Source organism: Serratia sp. TSA_198.1 (assembly GCF_052686505.1).
The window spans coordinates 57,767-80,755 of sequence record NZ_JBQZFP010000011.1; the positions used below are offsets into that span (position 1 = coordinate 57,767).

Here is a 22,989-nt window from a genome sequence, read left to right on the forward strand (position 1 = left end):
GCCTTTTTCTTACGAAATTAACCGTTTGCGCAGTTTTTCAGCTAAGGCGGTTAAAAAGCGCGTTTTCATGCCGGGAACGCCGTTATTCCGCTTCCGCACGCCACAGGCAACTGCCGCCCTTTTTCGCCACCAAATCCAGTCGCGCCTCATGGGCAACCACTTCTGCATCGCTGGCATAGACCACTTTCATCGCCGTCGCCGGACGGACAATGCGCTGTATATCCTGCGTCGAGTCGTTATGCTGCGTGTCGCCTTCCATCTGGAATGCCATCGACGTCTGGCCGCCGGTCATCGCCAGATAAACTTCCGCCAGGATCTCGGCATCGAGCAATGCGCCGTGCAGCGTACGCTTGCTGTTGTCTATCTCATAACGGCCGCAAAGGGCGTCAAGGTTGTTGCGCTTGCCCGGGAACAGGCGGCGCGCCATCAACAGGCTGTCGGTGATGGTGCAGAAGGTGTCGGTCTTCGGCAACCCCTTCTGCAACATGCGGAATTCGTGATCCATAAAGCCGATGTCGAACGACGCATTATGGATGACTAACTCACCGCCACGAATGAAGTCGATGAACTCATCGGCGATTTGGTCGAACGTGGGCTTATCCGCCAGGAACTCGTCGCTGATGCCGTGAACCCCGTAGGCTTCAGGATCCACCAGCCGATCAGGTTTGACGTAAACGTGATAGTGGCGGCCGGTCAGGCGACGGTTAATCACTTCCACTGCGCCAATTTCAATGATGCGGTGGCCTTCGTAATGCACCCCGAGTTTGTTCATACCGGTGGTTTCGGTATCGAGGACAATCTGTCTGGTGGTTGTAGAGATCATATTGCAGTGCTCACAGCGCTCGTTTATGTCAGACTTGGCTTTTATAAAACCGATAGGAAGAGTCTACCAGAGATGCTCAAACAGGTAGAAATTTTCACCGACGGCTCCTGCCTTGGCAACCCGGGCCCCGGTGGTTACGGCGCTATACTGCGCTATAAGCAAGTTGAGAAAACCTTCAGTGCGGGTTACCGCCTGACCACCAACAATCGCATGGAGCTGATGGCGGCGATTGTCGCGCTCGAAGCTCTGACTGCCCCCTGTGAAGTGACGCTGAGCACCGACAGCCAGTATGTGCGCCAGGGCATTACCAGTTGGATCCATAACTGGAAAAAGCGTGGCTGGAAAACAGCCGATAAAAAACCGGTCAAAAATGTCGATCTTTGGCAGCGGTTGGACCTGGCTATTCAGACCCACACCATCAAGTGGGAATGGGTTAAAGGCCACGCCGGCCACCCGGAGAACGAACGCTGCGACGTGCTGGCGCGCGATGCGGCCGGCAACCCCACGCAGGATGACGTGGGTTACAAACCGGAAAATTAAGGCAGCTTGCGGTAACTCTTGGTCGCGCCGACGGCGCGGCTGAGAGCCGGTTTTCTGGCCCCTACCTTCATCGGCGTTGGCGTCAGCGGCAAGGTACGTTTACGCGCGACAATCACGCTCATGCACCCCAACGCCGGCAAATGCGTACTTAAAAAGGTCCCGCCTTTGCGCTGCCACGGCAGTACATGAAAGCGCGCCTGATGCAGCACTTCATAATTCAACAGGCTGAGCCAGTCCAACAGGCGCATTTGGGTAAACATGCGGCTGACATAGGGCTGACGATGGCGTAATCCGGGCACCAGTTTGCCCAATCCCAACAGGCTGAACGGGTTGAAACTGCTGATCACCAGCCAACCGTCGTCAATCAACACGCGATCGACTTCGCGCAGCATACGGTGCGGATCGTCGGCATAAGACAGCGTATGCGCCAGCAGGCAGGCATCTACCGATTTGGCGGCGAACGGCAGTTGGTAAGCATCCGCCAGCACCTGCAGATTTTCCCCTTTCAGGCTCACATTCACCTGATGCGAAATGGCGCACTTGTCGGTCGCCAGGCTGGCGCTGAGGTTACCGAGTTTCAGCAGGTGAAAACCGAACAGCTTCGACCACCAGGGTTGCAACTGCCGCTCGAGCGCCTCACGATAGTATTCCCCCCACGGCATTTCCGCCCAAGACTGTGGGCCGGCGAGCTTTTCTAGAGTATGGGCTGGTTTCATGATTTATTATCTTCTTTCAAGCCGTTGCCAACATGAGGTCCAACATGAATCTTATCAGCATTCCCGCCTTCCAGGACAATTACATTTGGTTATTGGATAACCAACAAGGGCATTGCGTCCTGGTCGATCCCGGCGAAGCGCAACCGGCGCTTGACGCGTTGGAACGCCTGAATCTGAAGCCTGATGCCATTCTGCTGACCCATCATCATCACGATCACGTCGGCGGCGTAGCGCAAATTGCGGCGCGTTATCCTGGCTTGAAGGTCTATGGCCCGCAGGAAACGGCCGACAAAGGAGCAAATCACCTCGTTCATGACGGTGAAACGATCGAAATCAACGGCCGCCAATATGCCGTTATCGCGGTTCCCGGACATACGCTGGGCCATGTAGCATTCTATAGCGCACCTTATCTGTTCTGCGGAGACACGATTTTCTCTGCTGGCTGCGGCAGGCTGTTTGAAGGAACGGCCGAGCAAATGTACAACGCATTTCAACAACTCGCGCAACTTCCCGATAACACCTTAATTTGCTGCGCGCATGAATATACTCTTTCAAATCTTAAGTTTGCGCGCGCTATTTTGCCGGAAGATCGAGAGATTGAAACATATCAACAACAAGTCGAAGCGTTAAGGGCAAAAGGCCAGCCCAGCGTCCCTGCAAGGCTACAAACAGAGCGTAAAATTAACCTATTTTTACGATGCCATGACACTGATTTACAAAAGAAATTAGGCTTTTATACACCACCAGACCATCTTCATTCGGTTTTTTCCGAATTACGCCTGCGGAAAGATAACTTCTGAGCTTTTAGTTGTGTTATTTGACGAAGCAAAGTATGATTGCTCGTCTTTTAAGCAACTATATTGACACACACATGAAGGCTAAAGCGATATTTCTCGCCTCAGTCTTGCTAGTGGGGTGCCAGTCATCCAGGCAGGATGCACCGGCCCCAGAACAGCATGCACAGAGTTTGTCTTCGGCAGGTCAAGAAGGTGAAGCAGGAGAGTACACAGCGAATGGTCGAGCGAGCTCGGCGCGGTGGCTAGATAACAATAGTGGTGCCGCGCAACAGAACCTGTGGAACTTCATTAGCGACGAGCTGAAGATGGAGGTTCCGGAAAATTCCCGGATCCGTGATCAAAAAAGAAAGTACCTAAAAAGTAAGAGCTATCTCCACGATGTAACATTACGGGCAGAGCCGTACATGTACTGGATAGTCGGGCAGATTAAGAAACGTAATATGCCGATGGAACTGGTACTGCTACCCATAGTGGAGAGCGCTTTTGACCCACACGCCACGTCAAGTGCCAACGCCGCAGGGCTATGGCAAATCGTGCCGCAAACGGGTCGCAATTATGGTTTGAAAAACAACCAGTGGTATGACGGGCGACGCGATGTCGTCGCCTCGACGACTGCTGCGCTTGATATGATGCAGTACTTGAACCGCATGTTTAACGGTGACTGGTTATTGACCATTGCCGCTTATAACAGTGGTGAAGGCCGTGTCATGCAAGCGGTTAAGGCAAATAAACGCCAGGGTAAGCCAACCAATTTCTGGGCATTGTCGCTTCCGCGTGAAACGTCAATTTATGTCCCGAAAATGCTGGCGCTGAGCGACATCATTAAAAACAGCAAGCAGTACGGCATCAATCTGCCAAAGACTGATAACACCCGTGCGCTGGCTCGTATTGATGTCGGACAGCAAATACAGTTAACTCAGGCGGCTGAGATGGCTGGGCTTTCAATTACCAAGATGAAAGCTTATAACCCCGGTTACAAAAAAGGCGTTACGGCACCCAACGGGCCCCATTACATTATGGTTCCTAAAGGAAATGCCGATCAGCTGAAAGACTCGCTGGCCGATGGTCAGATCGCGGTGACTCAGCCAACGACGCAGTTGGCGAAGAACAGCGGCTTGTCTGGTAGCAGCTCGTATAAAGTGCGCTCCGGCGACACGGTATCGAGCATTGCCAAGCGGTTGAACATTAAAACCAGCGATTTGCAGAGTTGGAACAACTTGCGTGCCAAGAGCGCTTTAAAAGTTGGGCAAACCCTGCAAGTGGCCAGCAACACTGACAGTAACAGCAGTATCACCTATCAAGTTCGTAAAGGTGATTCGCTTGCCAGTATTGCACGTCGTCATCGCGTCGATATTACCGACGTGATGCGTTGGAATTCAACGCTCGGCAAAGGCAACAGCCTGCAACCCGGTCTGAAACTGACCTTGTTTGTAAGCAACAAAATGACGCCGGATACCTAAATTTCCGGCACAAAAAAAGCACCCTTCGGGGTGCTTTTTTATTGGCTGAATGCTGAGCGCTCATTACCAGTGCGGCTTGTCTGCCTCAGGATGAAACTCCACCAACAGAGGGTTATGATCCGAAGCGCTGGTCACCAGTACGGAGGCCTCCGCGACCCCCATATTGCGATAGAAGACAAAGTCCAACGGGCGGCCAAAAGCTTTCCGGCGGTGATCGTCGGTGAAATTCACCTCGCGCAGCGCCATATCGCTGGCGAACTGATACAGCGCATTGATGCGTTTGCGGCTCCAGGCATTAAAATCCCCGGCCATGATCACCGGCCCATGGTGATTAGCAATTTGCTCACCGATTGGACCCAGTTGCTTACTGTATACGTCCACACCCAAGCTAAAATTCACCGCATGGATATTTACCACCATCAGCAGTTGGCCGTTAAACAGCGGATAGACGGTAATCAAGGCCGACTTGGCTAACCGCAGTAGCGGTTCACGCTCACGCAGCGGGCAGCAGTAAACCGGGTGAGCCGCCGCCAGCGTCATCACGCCTGAAGGATGTTGGGGCAGCGCAAATGCCGGCACCTGATCGGCCGCCAGATAGTTGGCAGTGGCAAAGCTCACCAGTTCAGGCGTAGTTTGCGCTTCTTGCAACAGCACCAGCTGTGCATCCTTGCCATAGTTTTTCAGCACCGAGAGCCAGTCCGCCCGTTGCTGTTTAAAGATATTCCACACCATCACCCGCAACGCGCCCGCCGTGGGCAATGCGGCCCCGGGCGGCAACGGCTGGTTGACGGCACCAGGGAAAATTCGCTCAACTGGCTGGCCTGCAACATACCTCATTGCATAAGTTCGTTTCGGCACGCTATTCGCCTATTTCCCATGAGGATGAAACTGACGGTGACATTCCCGCCAACAATGAATCGATTATACGCCTGCCCTCACCTGACAGCATGGCTTTTACGGGGTAAATCTTTTTCAGTTATAGGGGCCTGAAACAGGGAATTCAATGTTCTGACAGTATATGTATGTAAAGGTTAGCGGCGATGAGTGAGAAATGCGAAAAGGCCCGCAAAATGAACTGCGGGCCTGAATAGCGTGAGAGCATGGGGATCAGGCAGGCTGCTGCTGGTACTTCTTATCCAGACGCCCGCTAAGGCCAACCAGCAACAGGGCCACCAGCACGATCAACGCGCCAATCCACGGCGTTTGCGCCAATCCCAGGGTAGCAACGGTCTGGCCGCCAATCACCGATCCCAGCGCAATGCCCACGTTAAATGCCGCAATATTCAGACCGGAAGCCACATCCACCGCGTTCGGCGTGTACTGCTCGGCTTTCTGCACCACATACACCTGCAAACCCGGAACGTTGCCGAAGGCAAACACGCCCATGACGATCACCGTTATCAACGCGGCAATGCTGTGGCCTGCAGTGAACTGGAACGCCAGCAGCAGAGCGGCCAATGCGGCAAAGATAAAGCTCAGCGCGCGCACGGCACCATGACGATCCGCCAGTTTGCCCCCCCAGATGTTACCGATAGCCACCGCGATGCCATAGGCCAGCAGGATCCAGCTCACCGCCGGGGCGGAGAAACCCGCCAGTTCCTGCATCATCGGCGCCAGGAAGGTAAAAGTGGTGAACACGCCGCCGTAACCGAGGGCGGTGATGGCGTAGATCAGCAACAGGCGCGGATGGGTCAGCACTTTAAACTGCTCGCCGATACTGGCGCTGGCCTGATTCTTGATATTGTTCGGTACCAGAATGATGCTGGCCACAGTGGCAAGAGCACCAATCAGTGACACCGCCAGGAAGGTTTCGCGCCAGCCGAAGTGCTGGCCGATAAAGGTCCCCAACGGCACCCCGGTCACCAGCGCCACGGTCAGGCCGCCGAACATGATGGCGATCGCCGAGGCAGCCTTCTCTTTCGCCACCAGGCCGGTCGCGATAGTAGAGCCGATTGAGAAGAATACGCCGTGCGCCAGGCCGGTCAGCAGGCGGGCAACCACCAGCGACTCATAGCCTGGTGCCTGCCAGGCCAGCAGGTTGCCGAGGGTGAACAGCACCATGAGGCCGATCAGCAACAGCTTGCGCGGCACGCGGCCGGTCAATGCCGTCAGCACCGGTGCGCCAATCGCTACGCCGATAGCATAAATGGTTACCAACAGCCCTGCCGAGGGCACGGTAACGCCAAGTTGCTCTGCGATGGTCGGGATCAAGCCGACTATCACAAACTCCGTGGTGCCGATAGCAAAGGCACTGATGGTCAATGCAAGTAATGCGAGAGGCATGTTTATTTACTCCAAATAGCGTTCAGGTTGATGACGGCTATTATCTGCCCATGTTTAAATGATAAAAATGCTCAAAGTTTCAAATTAATTTTGCCAATGGAGCAACAATGAAGGCCAATTCCGATGAGTTGATCACTTTTGTCACCGTGGTGGAAAGCGGCAGTTTCAGCCGGGCGGCTGAGCGGCTGGAACAGGCCAACTCGGTGGTCAGCCGCACGCTCAAGAAACTGGAAGCCAAGCTGGGCGTGACGCTGCTAAATCGCACTACGCGGCAAATCAGCCTGACGCAGGAAGGGGAAAACTATTTCCGCCAGGTGCAGAAGGTACTGAGCGATATGGCGGCGGCAGAAAATGCGCTGATGGAAAGCCGCCGGCGCCCACAAGGGCTGCTGCGTATCGACGCCGCTACGCCGGTGGTGCTGCACGTATTGACGCCGTTGGTGGCGGAGTTCAGGGCTCGTTACCCGGAGATGTCGCTGTCGCTGGTGTCTTCAGAGAACTTTATCAACCTGATTGAACGTAAGGTGGATATCGCCATCCGCGTGGGTGAACTGAGCGACTCCACCCTGAAGGCGCGTAAACTGATGACCAGCTATCGGCGCGTGCTGGCCTCCCCCGCCTATCTGGCGCAGTACGGCACGCCGCAGACGGTAGAGGCGCTGGAACAGCATTGCTGTATCGGTTTTAACGATCTGCCCAGCCTGAACCGCTGGCCGCTGGCCTGTGCCGACGGCCGTCAACTGGAAATCACGCCGGGGCTGACCACCAACAGCGGTGAAACCCAGCGTCATCTGTGCCTGCACGGCAACGGCATTGCCTGCTTGTCGGATTTTATGATCGATGCGGATATCGAACGCGGCAATCTGGTGCCGATTCTGGTGAAAGAGACCCTGCCGGTAGCGATGCCAATCAATGCGGTGTATTACAGCGACAGTGCGGTCAGCAACCGCCTGCGCAGCTTTATCGACTTTGTCAGCGAACGCCTGACGCAATAAAAAAGGCGCCCCTTGGGCGCCCTGATGCACATGTTCCGGAACGTTAATCCCAGTTCGGCGCCAGGCCTTCCGGGCTAACCAAACGGCCATTGCTTTCCAGCGTAGCCATCTCCGCCATTTCTTCCGCAGTCAGCGTCAACTGCTGCGCCAGCAGGTTGCTCGCCAGGTTTTCACGCCGGGTGGAAGAAGGGATCACCGCGTAACCCAGTTGCAGCGCCCAGGCCAGGATAACCTGAGCAGGGGTCGCGTTGCGCCGCGCCGCGATAGCCTTGATGGTTTCATCCTGCAGCGCTTTGCCATAGGCCAGCGTCATGTAGGAGGTGATGGCAATGCCGTGCTGCTGAGCAAACTCAACCACCTGACGGTTCTGCAGATACGGGGACAGCTCAATTTGGTTAGTCGCGATCTGCTCTGCGCCCACGGCATCGATCGCCTGCTGCATCAGGTCCAGGGTGAAGTTGGACACCCCGATTTGGCGCGTAAGCCCCAGTTTTTTGGCTTCCAGCAGCTCAGCCATAAACTCGGCAACGGGGACTTCGCCATTGGGTGACGGCCAGTGGATCAGCGTCAAATCAACATAGGTTGTTTGCAGCTTGCTCAGACTCTCTTGCAGGCTCGGGATCAATTTGCCCTTCGCCAGATTGGCGATCCAAATCTTGGTGGTGATGAACAACTCGTCGCGCGGTATGCCGCTGGCGGCAATTGCCTGGCCCACCGCCGCTTCGTTTTCATAGATCTGCGCGGTATCAATCGCGCGATACCCCAACTCCAGCGCAGTGCTGACCGAGTCGATCACGACCTGATCCTGAAGACGGAAAGTGCCTAAACCAAATACAGGGATGCTCATAATCTTATTCTCTCATTAGGATGTTGATGCGATATGGGAGGATTATGGCAACTGTTTTGTTGATCAAAAACGCCCTATTGCGCATAAGACTTTTGATTAAACGGCAACAATAACCGGAGCGAGCGCCCCGGTTTGAAGGAATTACGCCCAGCGACGCAGGATCAACGAGGTGTTAATCCCCCCGAACGCGAAGTTGTTCGATTGCACGAACTCGGTATCAATTTGCCGATATTCACCCATGATGTAATCCAGATCGCCGCAGGCACTGTCCGGTTCACTGAGGTTGATGGTCGGCGCAAAGCGTCCTTCGCGCATCATCTCCAGCGTCATCCAGGCTTCCAGTGCGCCGCAGGCACCCAACGTATGGCCAAAATAGCTTTTCAGCGAGGAGATTGGCGTGCGGTTGCCAAAAATCGCCGCCGTTGCCTGGCTTTCCGCTATATCGCCGCGATCGGTCGCCGTACCGTGAGCGCTGATGTAGCCGATATCGCCGGTCGCCAGCCCAGAGGCCTTCAGCGCCTGTTGCATGCAAATCTGCATGGTTTCCCGCTGCGGTTGGGTAATATGCGCCGCATCGCAGTTGGTCGCAAAACTGATAATCTCTCCGTAAATAGTGGCGCCGCGCGCCTGCGCATGCTCCAGCGACTCAAGGATCAAGGTTCCGGCCCCCTCGCCAATCACCAGGCCGTCGCGCTGACGATCAAACGGGCGTGGCGACAGATCCGGGCGATCGTTTTGCTGGCTGGTGGCAAACAGCGTATCGAACACCGCCGCCTCCGAAGGACACAGCTCCTCGGCTCCGCCCGCCACCATCACCGTCTGATAACCGTGGCGGATGCTCTCGTAAGCGTAACCAATCGCCTGGCTGCCTGAGGTACAGGCGCTGGAGGTCGGGATCACCCGTCCCCGCAGGCCGAAAAACAGGCCGGTATTCACCGCTGCGGTGTGCGGCATCATCTGCACATAAGTGGTACCGGTGATATTGTTGGTGTGTTTTTCCGTCAGCATGGTGGCGAACTCGCTGACCGGTTTGGTGCTGCCGGTAGAGGAGCCGTAGGCGATGCCGGTCTCGCCGTTGGTCAACACCGCCTCACCCAGCAACCCGGCCTGCTCAAGCGCCAGTTCGGTCGCACGGGTAGCCAACAATGAAACGCGCCCCATCGAACGGATGCGCTTGCGCGTATAATGCTCCGGCAGCACGAAATCATCGATCGGCGCGCCAAGGAGGGTGTTCAACCCCTGATACTCTTCCCATTGCGCCATATAACGCACCGCATTCTTACCCTGCTTCAGCCGGCCGGACACGTCCGCCCAGTTATTGCCGAAAGCGGTAACGCCCGCCATGCCGGTCACAACCACTCGCTGCGTCATACCATTCCTCCGTTAATGGAAATGACCTGCCGCGTTACGTAGCCGGCAATATCTGACATCAAATAGCTGGCCAGCCCGGCCACCTCTTCCGCCGAGCCCATGCGTTTGAGCGGGATCGCGCGCATCGCTTCAATCAGCGCCGCCGGCTCCATGTCAATCATACCGGTGTCAATCAGGCCCGGAGCGATGCAGTTAACGGTAATTTTGCGTTTTGCCAACTCGATCGCCAGCGCCTTGCAGGCACCGATTACGCCGGCCTTGGCCGCACTGTAGTTGACCTGCCCACGGTTACCCATTACACCGGAAACCGACGACAGCGCAATGATTCGCCCGCCTTTGCGCAGGCCAATCATCGGCATGACGCAGGGGTGAAGCACATTGTAGAAGCTGTCGAGGTTAGTGTGGATCACCCCGTCCCAGTCCTCTTCGCTCAGTGCCGGGAAAGCGCCATCGCGGGTAATACCCGCATTGTTCACCACGCCGTAATAGGCGCCGTGAACCTCAATATCTTGCTCAAGCTGCTCGCGGCACTGGGTGCGGTTGCTGATATCAAACTGAATCAAACGCCCTTGCCCGCCGGCGGCGACAATTTGCTGCAGCGTGTACTCTGCCCCGGTCTTGTCGCTGTGGTAATGAACGACGATCGAAAAGCCATCCGCAGCCAGGCGGCAGGCAATCGCCTGACCGATCCCTTTACTGGCGCCGGTGACTAAAACGGAACGCATCATGCGTTTCCCCTTAAGGTAGTCAATTGGATTATTTCTTGTTGATCAGGCTGATAGGTGTTCAGCCTGCCCTGTGCGACCCGCACATTATCGATACTGATTTCACATTCGAAACTGGCCAGTTTTTCGTCTTTCAGCAGTTGCTGCACACTAATCCGCAGTTCGCTGCCGGCAGGAAATACCGGCAGTTCGCAGTGGATGGCGCGCCCGCCGAGCAGCATGCCAAGCTGCGGTGGTTGGGCATGCTGCCTGCCATGCCAGCCGCTCCAGACGCCGATGGCCTGCGCCATCAGCTCAATACCGTACCAGCCAGGCAGCGCGCCCTGCGCATCAAGAAAGGGGGCCAATACACCGTCAGGGCTGACCGTCACCGCGCACTGCGCATGCTCCTCACCCACCTCAAGCACCCGTTCCAGCAGTACCATCGGTGATGCATGGGGCAAATAGTATTCTGCGGTGTGATAACGACTCATGGCGCATCCCCCAACAACAGGCAGGCATTATTGCCGCCGAACGCAAACGAATTAGACAGGATAGCGCGCTGGCGCAACGGTTGCTGCCGGCAAACCAGGCCTATCGGTGCCAGCTCGCCATCACAGGACGAAACGCTGAAATCCTGCTGCGGCAATGGCAATGGCTGGGTCAATAACAACCAGCTCAGCGCCGCTTCTACCGCACCAGCGGCACCCAGCGTGTGGCCGGTGAGGTGCTTGGTGGAGCTGCACGGCGTCTGCGCGCCAAACAGGCGATTCACCACCTGAGCTTCTACCCGATCGTTAAGGCGCGTCGCGGTGCCGTGCAGATTGATATAACCGATCTGTTCGGCGCTCAAATCCGCCTGCCGCAGCGCCATATCGATAGCCCGTTCTGCACCGGCGCCTTCCGGATGCGGTGCCGACATATGCCAGGCATCGGAAGACTCTCCGACACCCAGTAACGCGACGGCTGCCGGCTCACGCGTCAGCAGCATGAGCGCTGCGGCCTCGCCAATATTGATGCCGCTGCGCCCGGCGGCGAATGGCGTGCAACGCTCCGCCGACAGCGACTCGAGGCTGTTGAAGCCGTTGATCGGCATCTGGCACAGGCTATCGGCACCGCCCACAATCGCCGCATCCACCAGCCCGGCGTCAATCAGGCGTTTACCGCTGATGATGGCGCGCGCACTGGAGGAACAGGCGGTAGACAAGGTGTAGGCCGGGCCACGGGTAGCAAGAAAAGCGCTGAGGAACTGGCCTGGGTCGCCCAACTCCTGCTGCTGATAATCATAGCCCTGCGGCCACTGCCCTGCCTGATGCCGTTGCAGCGCCAGCTCACCTTCGTGAATGCCGGAAGTGCTGGTGCCCATGATCACCGCAACGCGATCGGCGCCGTAGCGGGCGATGGCCTCATGCACCGGAGCCTCGATTTGCGCCAATGCGGCCAACAGCAGGCGGTTGTTGCGAGAGTGATGGCGTTTGAGCGGCTCAGGAATGGCGGGCAGCTCGCCCTGTACGTTACCGAACCAGGATGGCGCGCCGCCGAGCAGCCACTGCGTCTGCCTCTGCATGCCAGGCGCTACGCCGCGAGCCAAATTTTCCGCGATCTGCGGCAGACTGCCGCCCAGCGCGTTCACCATACCTACGGCAGTGAAATAGATCATTATTCGCTCCCCAGATTCTGAATGGTGATGCGGTAATGGAAAGCGGATTGCGTTATCGACAGCGGATTGCGTTGGCCATGGGCTTGCTGATAACGGATTTCACTGATCGTCGCGCCGCGATCGTCATACAGACGGCGCACCTCCGGCCGATCCTCCAACCGCCATCCTGCAGGCAGCAAGGGCTGCCAGTCGGCCGCTGGCCAATAGCTCAGCATGATATCGGCCAGCACCTGGTTGGCGGGCGGCAGTTCACCCGCGTTGATCAACTGCTCGGTATGGATCCCCTGACGATCATAGGTCAGGTTGAACAAGCGGATGCCCAGCGGCGACATCCCCACCAGTTGCAGGCGGCGGCCGTCGGCATTGAGCAGCACCAGCATCGAATGCCGCTGTCCCTTCACTTCGGCGGTCAATAACTGCTGCTGGCTGATCGGTTGCTCTAACACCGGCGGCGGCAATGTCACCCGCGTCCCGGGTTTCAGCCACGCCTGCGGCAAGGTGGGATCCTGCGAACCGGCACAGCCGGCCAGCAGGGTTGCCAGCATTAACAGCATTATTCGTAAGCCGCGCATCAGGCTTTTCCTCTTTTTCTTTTCGTTGCTAACGTCAGCGGTGCCAACAGAAATGCCACGGCGATACCGCTGCTTAGTACAATGCCAAAACTGCTGATGGCCTGAGTATGGCTCAGTACCAGCATGCCAAAGGTCAGTTGGGTGGTGAAGACCGCCATAAAGATGGCGAACATCGAGGTGGTCGGCGTGCCCCGGGGATTGGTGAAGAACAGCGTATAGTTAATGCCGATCCCCAAGACCAATATCAGCGCCAACAGCGAAAACAGATTCAGCGAATGGCCACTCAGCGCCAGCACCGCAATGCCGCAACCCAGCGACAACAGCGTCGGCACCATGCAGCGCAGGCCGTGCCCCAACCCAAAACGCCACAGGTAGATCAGTGCGATCGCCGCCACCGACAGCGCCAGCAGGTACGAAAGATACAGCCGGTACTGGCCGAACAGTTCGCTGAATTCTGTTTTCCGGTCGATCCAACCGGTGCCCGGCACCTGCCCAGCCAATGCCTGCATCGCTGCGCTGTTTTGCACGCCATTGACCGGTACCAGCGCCGCACTGCGGCCGTCAGGCAACGTCAGCCAAAGCAGACGCCAGCCCTCGCTGACCACGCTGTCCAGCCACTGTTGCGGCGTCACCCAATCAGCGGTCAAGTCAGGCGCATTCAGCGTCAGTTCCGCCTGCTGCAACTGCGCCATCACCTGTGGCGCTATGCGTTGCAACAGGGTGACGTTTTCCTGCTGACGCTGATGCGAAGGCAGCGGCAGCAGGCGATAATCCGCCAGCACGCCTTGCCGCTTGGCCTGCGCCAGCTTGGGTTGCAACAACTCCAGCCGCTGCAGCAGTTGTTCACCATTGGCACCGTACGCCACCAGCCATTTCTGATCGTTATGTTGGCCGGTCAACGCGGCGATACGCTGTTCTTGCTGCTGCAACGCCACCGGCAACGCCTGCAGTTGGCCGATATCGTCATCCACTTTCAGTTGGCTGAAACCGGCAATAATGACCAGCAACGCCACGCCGGGCAGCCCATAGCGCAGCAGTGGCCGGTGGCGCCAGGCGTGCAGCCAACGAAGGATGAGCGCCAGCCCCGGCGCCGGACGCACCGGCAGCCGACGCGACAGCTGCGGATACCAGCAGATCACGGTAATGCAAGCGGCGCTCAGGCCTGCGGCGGCAAACACCGCCAACTGCTGCAGGCCCGGGAAAGGCGCAATCAGCAGCGCCAGATAGGCGACCACGGTGGTCAGCAGCGCCATCGACAGTGCCGGCAGCAGTTTTTGCAAACTGGCCAGCGGCGTCGACTGCTGCCCATGCACCCTGCGTTCGGTCAGAAAATAGAGCGCGTAATCTGCCGAAATGCCGACGATGCTGATGCTCAGCACCAGCGTCATCAAATGAATTTCACCAAACGTCAGCAGCGTGGCGACGGTGCCCGCCAAAGCGCCGATCCCCACCGACAGCGCACACAGCAACAACGGCAGTACTGAGCGGAACATTAACAGCACCAGCAGGAAGACTCCCGCCACCGAGGCCAGACCAATGGTCGAAATATCGTGTTCAGCCTGCTGGCTGGCGTAGTTGCTGTAATAGAGCGTGCCGCGGTTCAACACCTCGGCGCCCGGCCAACGTTGTTGCAGTTGCTGTTGCAACGCCGTCAGTTTATCTACCGTGCTTCGTGCGCTGCCGATGTCATAAGAGGAAGCGCCAAGTTCGGCGTGCAGCAGATACCAACTGCGCCCCTGCGGGTCACGCGCCACCAGCCAGCCGTTGGATAAGCTCAGTGAACCGCCGTTGCGCTGCTGCGCCAACTGCGAACCACGCACCAACATCAGCGGGTCGTTAGCCAGTTCCTTGCCGCTGACGCCGGCGAAGGCCGAGTAAAGCTGGCCGAGGATCCACTGGCTTTGCGCCTCCGGCCCCTGCATCAGCCGTTGCCGGGTGGCATCGTCCAGCAACACGTTGCGATGCTGATAAAAAAATCGTCCCCACTGCTGCTGGCGTTGCGCGTCCATCGGGCCGCCAACCTGCTGCAATTCCGGCATCTGCCGCAATTGCTGCCACCACCAGCTCACTGCGGCGCTGTCCGCACCTGGCGGTGGGCTCACCAGCCACATCAATTGGCGATCGAGCCGGCGGCTGAAGCCCTCGGCCAGTTCATCGGGCACGCCCGCCAGTTGCTGCTTCGGCAATAACGCCAGCACACTGCTGTTGATCTGGCTGCGGGGCAGCAGCCAGCACAGCGCCGCGAGCAATATCAGGCAAATCGCCAACCAACCAAAGGCCAGCCGCCGATGCTGTTCAGGACGCAAAACGCTGTTGCTCATCAACGGTCAGTTCCTGCGGCGCCGTACGTTGATTAAAGAAGCGAATGTGCGTGGCATCGCTTTGCATATCGTCGATATCAATGGTTTCCAGGAATTGCTCCCCATTGAGCGTAATGCGTTTGAACAAGCGATCGAGCGGCGTGGTTTTTGGCGTCAGTATCAACCGCCATTTGTTGCGCCCCAGATCGCTGAACTGCAAGGCAAAGTTTTGCTCCAGCGCCTGGCTGTCGGCGTGGAACAACGCGGTCAGCAGGTGGTTGAACTGGAACATCTGCGGATTGTTATCCGCCGTCACCACCTGCGGGGGTTGGCCGGCCAGGGTTTGCACCATGCGTTTATCGTCCAGCAACAAGGTCAGCGGGAAAGGTTTCTGCTGTGACCACCACAGCCCTTTTTGCTGGGAAATCAGCAGGTCACCGCTCGATTTCAGCGGTTTCGCCATACCGCTGATGCTGCGCTGTTGCTCGAACTCGGCACGCAACACCGGCTGTTGGCTAAAGCGCTGCTGCAACTCCGTCAACGTGACCGCCTGGGCGCTCAGGCTGAACAGGGCGACGACCATCAATAACCCGCTTTTCATTGCTCGCCCCCGATGTTATCCAACAGTATCTGCGGTGAAACAAAGCACATCTCTTTGCTTTCGACATCCACCGCCACCTGGATACTGTGTCCGCGGGTGGTGGTTTTGCCGCTTTGCGCATCCAGGATACGGTAACCAATGCGCAGACGGTTCTCGTACTCCTCCAGTTCGGCGCAGACGATGATCCGTTGCTCAAACAGCACCGGCGCAATGTATTTCACCCGCGTGTCCACGATCGGCCAAACATAACCCGAAGCCTGCATCTGGCGATAACCGTAATTGAACTGTTTCAGCAAGGCTTCGCGCGCGATCTCAAAATAGCGAAAGTAGTTGCCGTGCCACACCACGCCCATGGCGTCGGTATCATGGAACGGGATAGTCATCTCAATCCGGGTGGAAAAACGCGGATCCTCTTTTAGCTTCATGTCTCAGGCTCCTGTTGCGCCGACGGCCGCGCCGCCAACTGCCAGAAATCGAAAAAATTGAACCAGTCGAGCGGCGCCAACAGGCAATAGTGCTCGAGCCGCGCGGCATAATTATCTACCGCCTGCTGCAATGCCTGGTGGCGCTGGTCGCGGGGTAGTAGCAGCGGATCGGCAAAGGGTTCGAAATACAGGTTCAGCCGCCCCTGTTGCTTGAGGCCGAACATCAGAAATACCGGGCAGCGCAGCGCGGCGGCCAGGACGAACGGCCCCTGCGGAAAAGGCGCCGGCTTGCCGAGGAAATGGCTCCACACCACGCGCGGCCGTTCGCCACGCTGATGTTTTCCGGCAGAGGTACGATCGCCGACAATCGCCACCCATTCACCGGCATTTAGCTTGTCTTGCAGGCGCATGGCCGTTTCCGGGCCCAGCGAAGTGACCTGAATCAGATTCAGATTGGCGCGCGGATTCACCTCTTTCATCACCTGGTTGAAGCGCTCGGCATGTTCGGTAAACACCAACGCATTGACCTTAACGCTGGCATCCAGCTCACCCAGCGCACGACAGGACTCGATATCCCCCAGGTGCGAAGCCAGGATCAAGGTCCCTTGGCCGGAAGCGATCTGCCGCTCGAAGCCCGCGCGATCCACCAACTGAATGTCATGCAGTTCCCCCCGCCAGCTTGCCAGCTTATCGAGCATCGCATCGCCGAAGCGCATAAAGTGACGGAAACTGTTGAGCGGTGCGGGTAAGGCTCGTTGCCTGCCCTGTGCGAACCCCCGTAGGCGTTGCAGATAGTCGCGTGACGCTTCGCGCTGGGCGCGGCCGGTCAGCCAGAAATAACCAATCACCGGGTACAGCAGCAGTTGAAATGCCCGGCGGCCAAATAACCGGTAAACCTGCAGCATAAGCCGGATGCCCCAAAGACCGTGGCGCTCTTCGGTTGCCGACCAGTGCAGTGATCTCGCCGGCTTGCGGCGCAGCAGGCGTGGAATACGCGGCAACATACCGAAAAACAAACGGGTGTGCATCCAGGAAATACGCAGGTTGTCGCGCAGCGCGTCAAAATGGGAAACGCCATCGGCCGGATAGGTGACGCGCGTCGGCAGGAAACGGCTCGGCACGCCTTGCCAATAGAGCCTGACCATCACCTCGGTATCGAAATCCATGCGCTTGCCGAGCGGATGACTCGCCGCCAGCGCCAGCGTCGGTTCCACCGGGTAAACGCGAAAACCGCACATGCTGTCTTTCAGCGACAGCGACAGGGTTTCTATCCACACCCATACGTGAGTGATATAGCGGCCATACAGCCGCGCCTTCGGTACCGAGCTGTCGTAGACCGGTTGACCGGAAATCAAACATTCGGGGTGAGCGCGCGCTTCGGCGAGCATGTCCGGGATATCGCTCAATTGATGCTGGCCGTCGGCATCCACCTGCAGAGCGTGACTGTGGCCCTGGCGGTGCGCCCATTGCAGCCCAGCGATCACCGCCGCGCCTTTGCCTTGATTTTGCTCCAGCCGCAGCAGTTGAACCCAAGGTAACTCAGCCGCCAGCCGTTGCAATTCATCGGCGGTAGCGGCAGTGCTGCCATCATCCACCACCAGACAGGGCAGGCTATAACCGGCCAGCGAGGCCAGCACGTCGGCCATCATCTGCCCATGATTGAAACAGGGGATAACAATGCAAGGAGAGAACGGCACGGTCACTGACATAGCGAAATCTTACCGCTGCTGGCGGTAGCCTCGCCGAGGCGATAGCTGAACAACAACTTGTGGCGCGCCGGTTGCCATTCGAGCAGCAGCAATACGCTCTGCTCCGGTAACAAGGGTTGTTGAAACTTGACGACGTCGATGCCTTTGAACGCTGCCTTGATGCCCAATAGCTGATGCGCATACTGCATCGCCCAGTTCACTTGGGCCACGCCGGGCAGGATCGGCTGCTCAGGAAAATGGCCGCGAAACCAAAACAGCCCCTCGGGCAGACGCAATAACAGGCTGGCGTGGGTCTCATCGCTCACCTGCTGTTGCAGTACCTCAGGTTGCATCATAAAAACAGCTCCTGTAGTTCGGCATAGGCGCGTTTGCCCTGCGGGTTAAGCGGGATGACATCAATAATGCGCCAAGTGCGCGGCAGCGCCACCGGCTCCAGCCAGCTGCGCAGCGCCTGGCGCAGTTCTCGGGTGAAAGCCCCTTCGGACACGCGTTGCCGGCGAGCTTCACCGTGCGGGGAAAGCACTATCGCCGCCGCCAACAGGGTGCGCCCTCTTTGCTGGAGTGGCAGTACCGCGGCATCGGCGATCTCCGGCAAGGCTTTGAGGCGTCGCTCAATTTCCGTCAGCGACAGACGTTTCTCTTCTACCTTGATAATCCGATCTGCGCGGCCATTCAGCTGAAATAGCCGGCCATTCGGCGCGAGCTGGATAATATCGCTCAGCGCCGCTTCACCGCTATCAGGTATCAGCGGCGAGGCGACGTTGACGCTTTTATCCGAATTAACCCTTAGCTCAATGGACGTAAACAACCGCCAAAGCTCTGCCTCCTCGGTTTGCCTGCGCCAGGCCAGCATGCCGGTTTCGGTGGTGCCGTAAATCTCCAGCGGCAGCACCTTCAGCATTTGCCGGGTAAGCTGCGCTTCGGCAAAGGTTAGCGGGCCACCGGCGGAAAACACCTGGGCGCAGGCTGAAAACGCCAACCGGTTATCCAAGCGTTTAAGCCACGCCGGGCTGCTGACAAAAATCAGACGCCGTTCCTGATGCCTGGCAATCAGTTGCTCATGATATTGCGTCAGCTGCGCATCAAACGGCAGGCCGAGCGCCAGCGGTAGGAACAGGCGGAAACTCAGGCCGTACATATGCTGATGAGACACCGATGCCGCCACGCAGCAGCCCTGAAAGACTTCGCCCCACTCGGCGGCCAACAGCTCGCTCTCGCGATCCATGCAGGCGACAGATTTGCTTACCGCCTGCGGGTGGCCGGTCGACCCTGAGGTATAAAGAATAAATCGGGGATCCTGAGGCCAGGCGGGCAGCGGGATATCCGCCACAGAGCCCTCTGCCACGCTTAGAACCGGCGTACCGGGATTGAGAGGGAAATCGGTCAGCAGAGCGTCGTAATCCGCCCGCTGCTCTTTGAGGATAGCTTCACGCTGGTGACCGAAGATCACCGGCAACCTGGCGGCATAAAGCGATGCCAGCCAGGCAACGGCAAAACGATAACTATCCTCAAAACACAGCGCCCAGCGGCGTTCTTCCCTGCCTGCCAGCCTTGCGGCCAGGGCGGCGACATCGCGGCGGAATTGGCCAAGGCGCAGTGCCTGCGGGCCACGCCAGGCAATAAGCAGGGAATCATCCCGCTCCGTGCTGAGCCACTGGCTCATCGGTAAACTCAGGCGCGCCTGATCCTTTTCCTGACTATCCATTCAATACCCATTAATGCCCCCATCAGCAGATAACTGATGCCACCGTTGTACAACGTCCAGAGCGCTATATCGCCTGACAGGCAGGTTGCCAGCGCTATTGCGCCATTAACAATAAAGAACCCGCACCAGACCTGAGTCACCCGTCGGGTATAAGCCACGCCGGTGGCGCCTAATTGCGGTTCGGTAATTCGTGCCAGCCGTTCAACCACCGTGGGCGGCGAAAACAGGGAGTAGGCAAACAGCAAAAGCAGTAAAACGTTGACCAACACCGGGTAATACAGCAACCAGTGGCTCTGTTTCAGCCCCCAACTGGCGAGTGCCAGCAAGATACCTACTCCGGCTAACGCCTTGCCCAACCACATGTGCCGGTGCAGGTTGCCGCGCAAAACCAACAGCCGCAACGCAAACACCGCCGCCAGTAAGGGCGCCAGGATTGTGGTTCCCCAACGTGTCAGGCCGGCCCACACCGCCAGGGGGTAAAGCAACAGCAACAGCCAGGTCAGGCTCTGCAGCAACCGTAAAACAGGGTTCAGCCAAGAAGCGGTTCTCATCTTAGCGCCGCGGCGTTAACTGTCTGATTTCAGCAGTTCATCGATAGCGTCAACCACGTCCCGCACGGTGCGCACCGACTTGAACATTTCCGGCTTAATCTTCTTGCCGGTGGTTTTCTGCAGATGCACCACCAGATCTACCGCATCAATGCTGTCCAGCTCCAGCTCTTCGTAAAGGCGGGATTCCGGTTTAATATCATCAGCATCCAGTTCAAACAGTTTGACCAGCAGCGCCTGAATTTGCAGGTAAATAGCTTGCTTATCCATGAAAACCTCTTATTTGCTACGCAGTGCAGAAACAAACTTCACCAGCGTTTCCACGGAATAAAAATGTTGGCGCATGTCTTCGCTTTCAGCTGACAGCACCACGCCATAACGGTTCTTTAATGCCAGGCCCAATTCCAACGCATCAATCGAGTCCAGGCCCAGTCCATCACCAAACAGCGGTGCTTCGGCGTCAATCTCCTCCGGCGTCATACCTTCAAGATTGAGCGTATCAATGATCAATTGCTTGATTTCGGTGCTCAATAAATTCATTCCACTATTTCTCATTATTTATAGAGTCTGACTGTAAAGCGTCAGTTAAATGCTGGGTTAATCTTCTTGCCGCAAGGGCGGGAGAAACGTCATCCGCACGAATAAAGGTACGGGTTTCGATCTTATCCTGAACGGTGATATGGAACTGAGGTTTTATCGGCGGAATGTTATACCATTTACCCTGTTTCGTCAGCATGGGCGGGTGACAGCGAATCTGTACCACCCTAATGTCACACTGGCTGCGCAGCGCTATATTTGCCGCCCCTCGCTGTAGTGTGAGTGCCTTGCCTGGCGAGGTACGTGTCCCCTCAGGGAAGATCAAGATAGTACCGCCGCTAGCCAAACGCTGCCGGCATTGCTCCAGTAAACGATCCGACTCCGCATTGGCCAGGTAACCCGCCGCCTTTATCACGCCGCTGACAAACACATTATTCAGCAGGGCCTCTTTAACGATGCAGTCGCAGCGCGGCATGCGCGAAGCCAGCAGCACATAATCCAGCAGGCTGGGATGGTTGGCGATCACCAGACAACCGCGATCCTCTTTGAGGCGCTCGGCACCGTCGAAACGGTAATCCAGTACGCCCAAAAAGCGGGTAGTGCCCAGAAAAAAGCGAAAGCTGTTTCGGATCGAATTTTGCGTCAGTTGGCTGCGGCGCGCAGGATCGCGCACTGCCAGACGCATCAGGTTAAACCAGATGCCGGACAGCAACAGCCCGCCGAGGCCGAAAAGCGAAAAACACAAACCGGTGGCGATAATCCGCCAGCAACGGTTCACCCATGAAGATTGCTCGGGGATTTGTTCAGCAGGTATAACCCTGACCATCAGCGCTCCCACATCCAGCAGTGCTGCGGGCCAGGCACCGTGAATTCGTTATCTGCGCCAAGCCAGCCACGCAAAAACGACAGGCTCTGCGGTTCCTTACGGAGATCCAGGCCAGGCCTTACCGTACGACAATTCAATGAATTGCCGCTTTCGAGCAGCAGTGCGACCGCATAGGGGAAGGGATTCGCCGGAATGAAAGGCTGGTAAACCTCCGGTACGATACCGTCAAAATCAATTAATAGCACCCGCTCGGCACTGCCGGTGGCCAACACGGCCTGGGCTTCAATCATTCCCTGTTGAAAGCTGTCTTCACCGGCAGCCAGTGAGGTGGTCGGTAAGGTATTCTTCGCCGTAATGGTCAACCACCCCGCAGCGGTGTTGTGCACCGACATGGCAAAATCTGTGGGTGACAATGGCTGTTGCTGATGCAGATGCTGAAGAATTTTGTGCGTACGTTCCAGCTCACCGTGACGACTGGTAAAAATCGCCATATCCGCCTGATGGTCGTTTAATAAGATCAGCCCGCTCTCGACGGCCAACCGCGTTCCAACACTCATCCGCCGTAGCGACATCATGGGGATATGGGAACATGCGGGTAACGCACCCCGGTATTCAACGGCAAGATGAGTATCTGTAGCCCACTGGCGCCATGCTTCACGCGTTCCACGATCGGGAGCCATCGCCCACCAACTGAGTATATTCATGCAGCCCGCCATTAATGCCATTACAGGTCATAAAAATTCCGTGCGTAAATTTATTATATTTAACCCAATAATGCATGCGCAAAATTCCTATTTTTGCTCGGAATACTCGATTAAATGATTAAGCTCAGTTATAGACATAACCTAGAGAATTAAGCGACGTAAAATTATCACGATAAAAATCATCCGTATTTATCGACAATGGTTCTTATTGGTACCTTAATGAAGGTAGTATCCCGCCTAAAACATTCTAATAGCTAATGTATTTATTATTTACTATCACTCGGGGAAAAGAGTATGAAACCCTTAACACGCATTTTAGCTGGCGTATTCGTCGCCGTTCTGGCTGGTGGCTGTGCAGGTACCGCACCCGTGCAAAACATCAACCAAAGCGTTGCCGGTAACCACAGCGAAGTTCAGGTGCGTCAGGCTATTCTCTACGCCGGGCTTAACCGTGGCTGGATCATCAACCCGGTCAATGAAGGCGTTATCGATGGCAAAATATTGTTGCGTGGCCACAGAGCCGACATCCGTATCGCTTATAGTACAAATCGTCACCAGATTAGGTGTGTGGGAAGCAACAATATGGATGCCAAAGAGGGCAAGATTCATTCAAATTACAATCGCTGGGTGGCTAATCTGAATAAGGACATTCAGTTAGAACTGGCACGGCAAAATATTAAATAATCTTCTTCAAGGTACATCACCCGGTAAAGTAATGATGTCGGGTATATTATTCTTTATGCTGGCGTTAAATTCAGACAATTATTTATCAATAATAGCCTTTCACCGCATAAAATATGCACGATATTTCGATCATGACAAATTTCAATATGAAAAAGCCCTGAGTCATAGACTCAGGGCTTATC

26 protein-coding genes are annotated in these 22,989 nt (G+C 56.7%); 5 read left to right on the forward strand and 21 right to left on the reverse strand.

Annotated elements, in window-relative coordinates; all coding sequences use genetic code 11:
• Window positions 1–82 precede the first annotated feature (82 nt).
• On the reverse strand, window positions 83–823 hold the full coding sequence (gene dnaQ, locus ACUTSW_RS24705) for a DNA polymerase III subunit epsilon (protein WP_004948987.1): 741 nt from the start codon (window positions 821–823) through the stop codon (window positions 83–85).
• 72 nt (window positions 824–895) lie between these two features.
• Between dnaQ and rnhA the strand changes: the two genes are divergently transcribed.
• The gene (rnhA, locus tag ACUTSW_RS24710; protein WP_006323762.1) at window positions 896–1,363 is read left to right on the forward strand and encodes a ribonuclease HI; all 468 of its coding nucleotides are present in this window, start codon (window positions 896–898) and stop codon (window positions 1,361–1,363) included.
• On the opposite strand, the gene ACUTSW_RS24715 is transcribed toward rnhA, so the two are convergent.
• The gene (locus ACUTSW_RS24715) at window positions 1,360–2,079 is read right to left on the reverse strand and encodes a class I SAM-dependent methyltransferase (protein ID WP_006323760.1); all 720 of its coding nucleotides are present in this window, start codon (window positions 2,077–2,079) and stop codon (window positions 1,360–1,362) included. The two genes, rnhA and ACUTSW_RS24715, sit on opposite strands and share 4 nt — an antisense overlap.
• A 44-nt stretch (window positions 2,080–2,123) precedes the next feature.
• On the opposite strand from ACUTSW_RS24715, the gene gloB reads away from it, so the two are divergent.
• Both gloB and mltD read left to right on the forward strand, forming a co-directional pair.
• On the forward strand, window positions 2,124–2,879 hold the full coding sequence (gloB, locus tag ACUTSW_RS24720; RefSeq protein ID WP_166728988.1) for a hydroxyacylglutathione hydrolase: 756 nt from the start codon (window positions 2,124–2,126) through the stop codon (window positions 2,877–2,879).
• A gap of 71 nt (window positions 2,880–2,950) precedes the next feature.
• Complete coding sequence (gene mltD / locus ACUTSW_RS24725; protein WP_170865750.1) at window positions 2,951–4,336, forward strand: murein transglycosylase D; 1,386 nt, start codon at window positions 2,951–2,953, stop codon at window positions 4,334–4,336.
• Between the two features lie 63 nt (window positions 4,337–4,399).
• Here the strand turns inward: mltD and ACUTSW_RS24730 are convergent, their stop codons facing one another.
• Both ACUTSW_RS24730 and ACUTSW_RS24735 read right to left on the reverse strand, forming a co-directional pair.
• Window positions 4,400–5,194, reverse strand: a complete 795-nt coding sequence (locus tag ACUTSW_RS24730; protein WP_073972089.1) for an endonuclease/exonuclease/phosphatase family protein — start codon at window positions 5,192–5,194, stop codon at window positions 4,400–4,402.
• 249 nt (window positions 5,195–5,443) lie between these two features.
• Window positions 5,444–6,619, reverse strand: coding sequence for an MFS transporter (locus ACUTSW_RS24735; protein ID WP_063202658.1), 1,176 nt, complete (start codon window positions 6,617–6,619; stop codon window positions 5,444–5,446).
• 107 nt (window positions 6,620–6,726) lie between these two features.
• Here ACUTSW_RS24735 and yafC point away from each other — a divergent pair, with 107 nt between their 5' ends.
• A complete protein-coding gene (gene yafC / locus ACUTSW_RS24740) occupies window positions 6,727–7,614 on the forward strand; it encodes a DNA-binding transcriptional regulator YafC (RefSeq protein WP_445585573.1) in 888 nt (295 codons plus the stop codon).
• Window positions 7,615–7,657: 43 nt separating this feature from the next.
• Here the strand turns inward: yafC and dkgB are convergent, their stop codons facing one another.
• From dkgB to ACUTSW_RS24825, 17 genes are all read right to left on the reverse strand, one after another.
• Window positions 7,658–8,461, reverse strand: coding sequence for a 2,5-didehydrogluconate reductase DkgB (gene dkgB, locus ACUTSW_RS24745; RefSeq protein ID WP_434462399.1), 804 nt, complete (start codon window positions 8,459–8,461; stop codon window positions 7,658–7,660).
• A gap of 141 nt (window positions 8,462–8,602) precedes the next feature.
• A complete protein-coding gene (locus ACUTSW_RS24750; RefSeq protein WP_197912141.1) occupies window positions 8,603–9,832 on the reverse strand; it encodes a beta-ketoacyl-ACP synthase in 1,230 nt (409 codons plus the stop codon).
• Window positions 9,829–10,560, reverse strand: a complete 732-nt coding sequence (locus ACUTSW_RS24755; protein ID WP_445585574.1) for a 3-ketoacyl-ACP reductase FabG2 — start codon at window positions 10,558–10,560, stop codon at window positions 9,829–9,831. Before ACUTSW_RS24755 ends, ACUTSW_RS24750 begins: the two co-directional genes overlap by 4 nt.
• The gene (locus ACUTSW_RS24760; protein WP_445585575.1) at window positions 10,557–11,030 is read right to left on the reverse strand and encodes an ApeP family dehydratase; all 474 of its coding nucleotides are present in this window, start codon (window positions 11,028–11,030) and stop codon (window positions 10,557–10,559) included. The genes ACUTSW_RS24755 and ACUTSW_RS24760 overlap by 4 nt, the downstream gene beginning before the upstream one ends.
• Window positions 11,027–12,196: a beta-ketoacyl-[acyl-carrier-protein] synthase family protein gene (locus ACUTSW_RS24765; RefSeq protein ID WP_445585576.1), complete on the reverse strand. Its 1,170-nt coding sequence runs from the start codon at window positions 12,194–12,196 to the stop codon at window positions 11,027–11,029. The genes ACUTSW_RS24760 and ACUTSW_RS24765 overlap by 4 nt, the downstream gene beginning before the upstream one ends.
• Window positions 12,196–12,768 (reverse strand): DUF3261 domain-containing protein, encoded by a 573-nt coding sequence (locus ACUTSW_RS24770; protein WP_445585577.1) that lies wholly within the window; start codon window positions 12,766–12,768, stop codon window positions 12,196–12,198. The genes ACUTSW_RS24765 and ACUTSW_RS24770 overlap by 1 nt, the downstream gene beginning before the upstream one ends.
• The gene (locus ACUTSW_RS24775) at window positions 12,768–15,089 is read right to left on the reverse strand and encodes an MMPL family transporter (protein ID WP_445585578.1); all 2,322 of its coding nucleotides are present in this window, start codon (window positions 15,087–15,089) and stop codon (window positions 12,768–12,770) included. Before ACUTSW_RS24775 ends, ACUTSW_RS24770 begins: the two co-directional genes overlap by 1 nt.
• Complete coding sequence (locus ACUTSW_RS24780) at window positions 15,064–15,669, reverse strand: LolA family protein (protein WP_434462393.1); 606 nt, start codon at window positions 15,667–15,669, stop codon at window positions 15,064–15,066. Before ACUTSW_RS24780 ends, ACUTSW_RS24775 begins: the two co-directional genes overlap by 26 nt.
• Entirely contained in the window at window positions 15,666–16,094 is a 429-nt protein-coding gene (locus ACUTSW_RS24785; RefSeq protein WP_004948959.1) for an acyl-CoA thioesterase, read from the reverse strand. The genes ACUTSW_RS24780 and ACUTSW_RS24785 overlap by 4 nt, the downstream gene beginning before the upstream one ends.
• Complete coding sequence (locus ACUTSW_RS24790; protein ID WP_445585579.1) at window positions 16,091–17,803, reverse strand: glycosyltransferase family 2 protein; 1,713 nt, start codon at window positions 17,801–17,803, stop codon at window positions 16,091–16,093. The genes ACUTSW_RS24785 and ACUTSW_RS24790 overlap by 4 nt, the downstream gene beginning before the upstream one ends.
• The gene (locus ACUTSW_RS24795) at window positions 17,794–18,138 is read right to left on the reverse strand and encodes an ApeI family dehydratase (RefSeq protein WP_063203120.1); all 345 of its coding nucleotides are present in this window, start codon (window positions 18,136–18,138) and stop codon (window positions 17,794–17,796) included. The genes ACUTSW_RS24790 and ACUTSW_RS24795 overlap by 10 nt, the downstream gene beginning before the upstream one ends.
• Window positions 18,135–19,508 (reverse strand): AMP-binding protein, encoded by a 1,374-nt coding sequence (locus tag ACUTSW_RS24800; protein ID WP_445585580.1) that lies wholly within the window; start codon window positions 19,506–19,508, stop codon window positions 18,135–18,137. The genes ACUTSW_RS24795 and ACUTSW_RS24800 overlap by 4 nt, the downstream gene beginning before the upstream one ends.
• A complete protein-coding gene (locus ACUTSW_RS24805) occupies window positions 19,475–20,059 on the reverse strand; it encodes a hypothetical protein (protein ID WP_445585581.1) in 585 nt (194 codons plus the stop codon). Before ACUTSW_RS24805 ends, ACUTSW_RS24800 begins: the two co-directional genes overlap by 34 nt.
• Window positions 20,060–20,074: 15 nt before the next feature.
• On the reverse strand, window positions 20,075–20,326 hold the full coding sequence (locus tag ACUTSW_RS24810) for an acyl carrier protein (protein WP_445585582.1): 252 nt from the start codon (window positions 20,324–20,326) through the stop codon (window positions 20,075–20,077).
• A gap of 9 nt (window positions 20,327–20,335) precedes the next feature.
• Entirely contained in the window at window positions 20,336–20,596 is a 261-nt protein-coding gene (locus ACUTSW_RS24815) for a phosphopantetheine-binding protein (protein WP_004948950.1), read from the reverse strand.
• A 4-nt stretch (window positions 20,597–20,600) separates the two neighbouring features.
• The gene (locus tag ACUTSW_RS24820) at window positions 20,601–21,419 is read right to left on the reverse strand and encodes a lysophospholipid acyltransferase family protein (RefSeq protein ID WP_445585583.1); all 819 of its coding nucleotides are present in this window, start codon (window positions 21,417–21,419) and stop codon (window positions 20,601–20,603) included.
• On the reverse strand, window positions 21,419–22,135 hold the full coding sequence (locus ACUTSW_RS24825) for a beta-ketoacyl synthase chain length factor (RefSeq protein WP_445585585.1): 717 nt from the start codon (window positions 22,133–22,135) through the stop codon (window positions 21,419–21,421). Before ACUTSW_RS24825 ends, ACUTSW_RS24820 begins: the two co-directional genes overlap by 1 nt.
• Before the next feature lie 282 nt (window positions 22,136–22,417).
• On the opposite strand from ACUTSW_RS24825, the gene ACUTSW_RS24830 reads away from it, so the two are divergent.
• Complete coding sequence (locus tag ACUTSW_RS24830; RefSeq protein WP_445585584.1) at window positions 22,418–22,807, forward strand: hypothetical protein; 390 nt, start codon at window positions 22,418–22,420, stop codon at window positions 22,805–22,807.
• The last annotated feature ends 182 nt before the right edge of the window (window positions 22,808–22,989 follow it).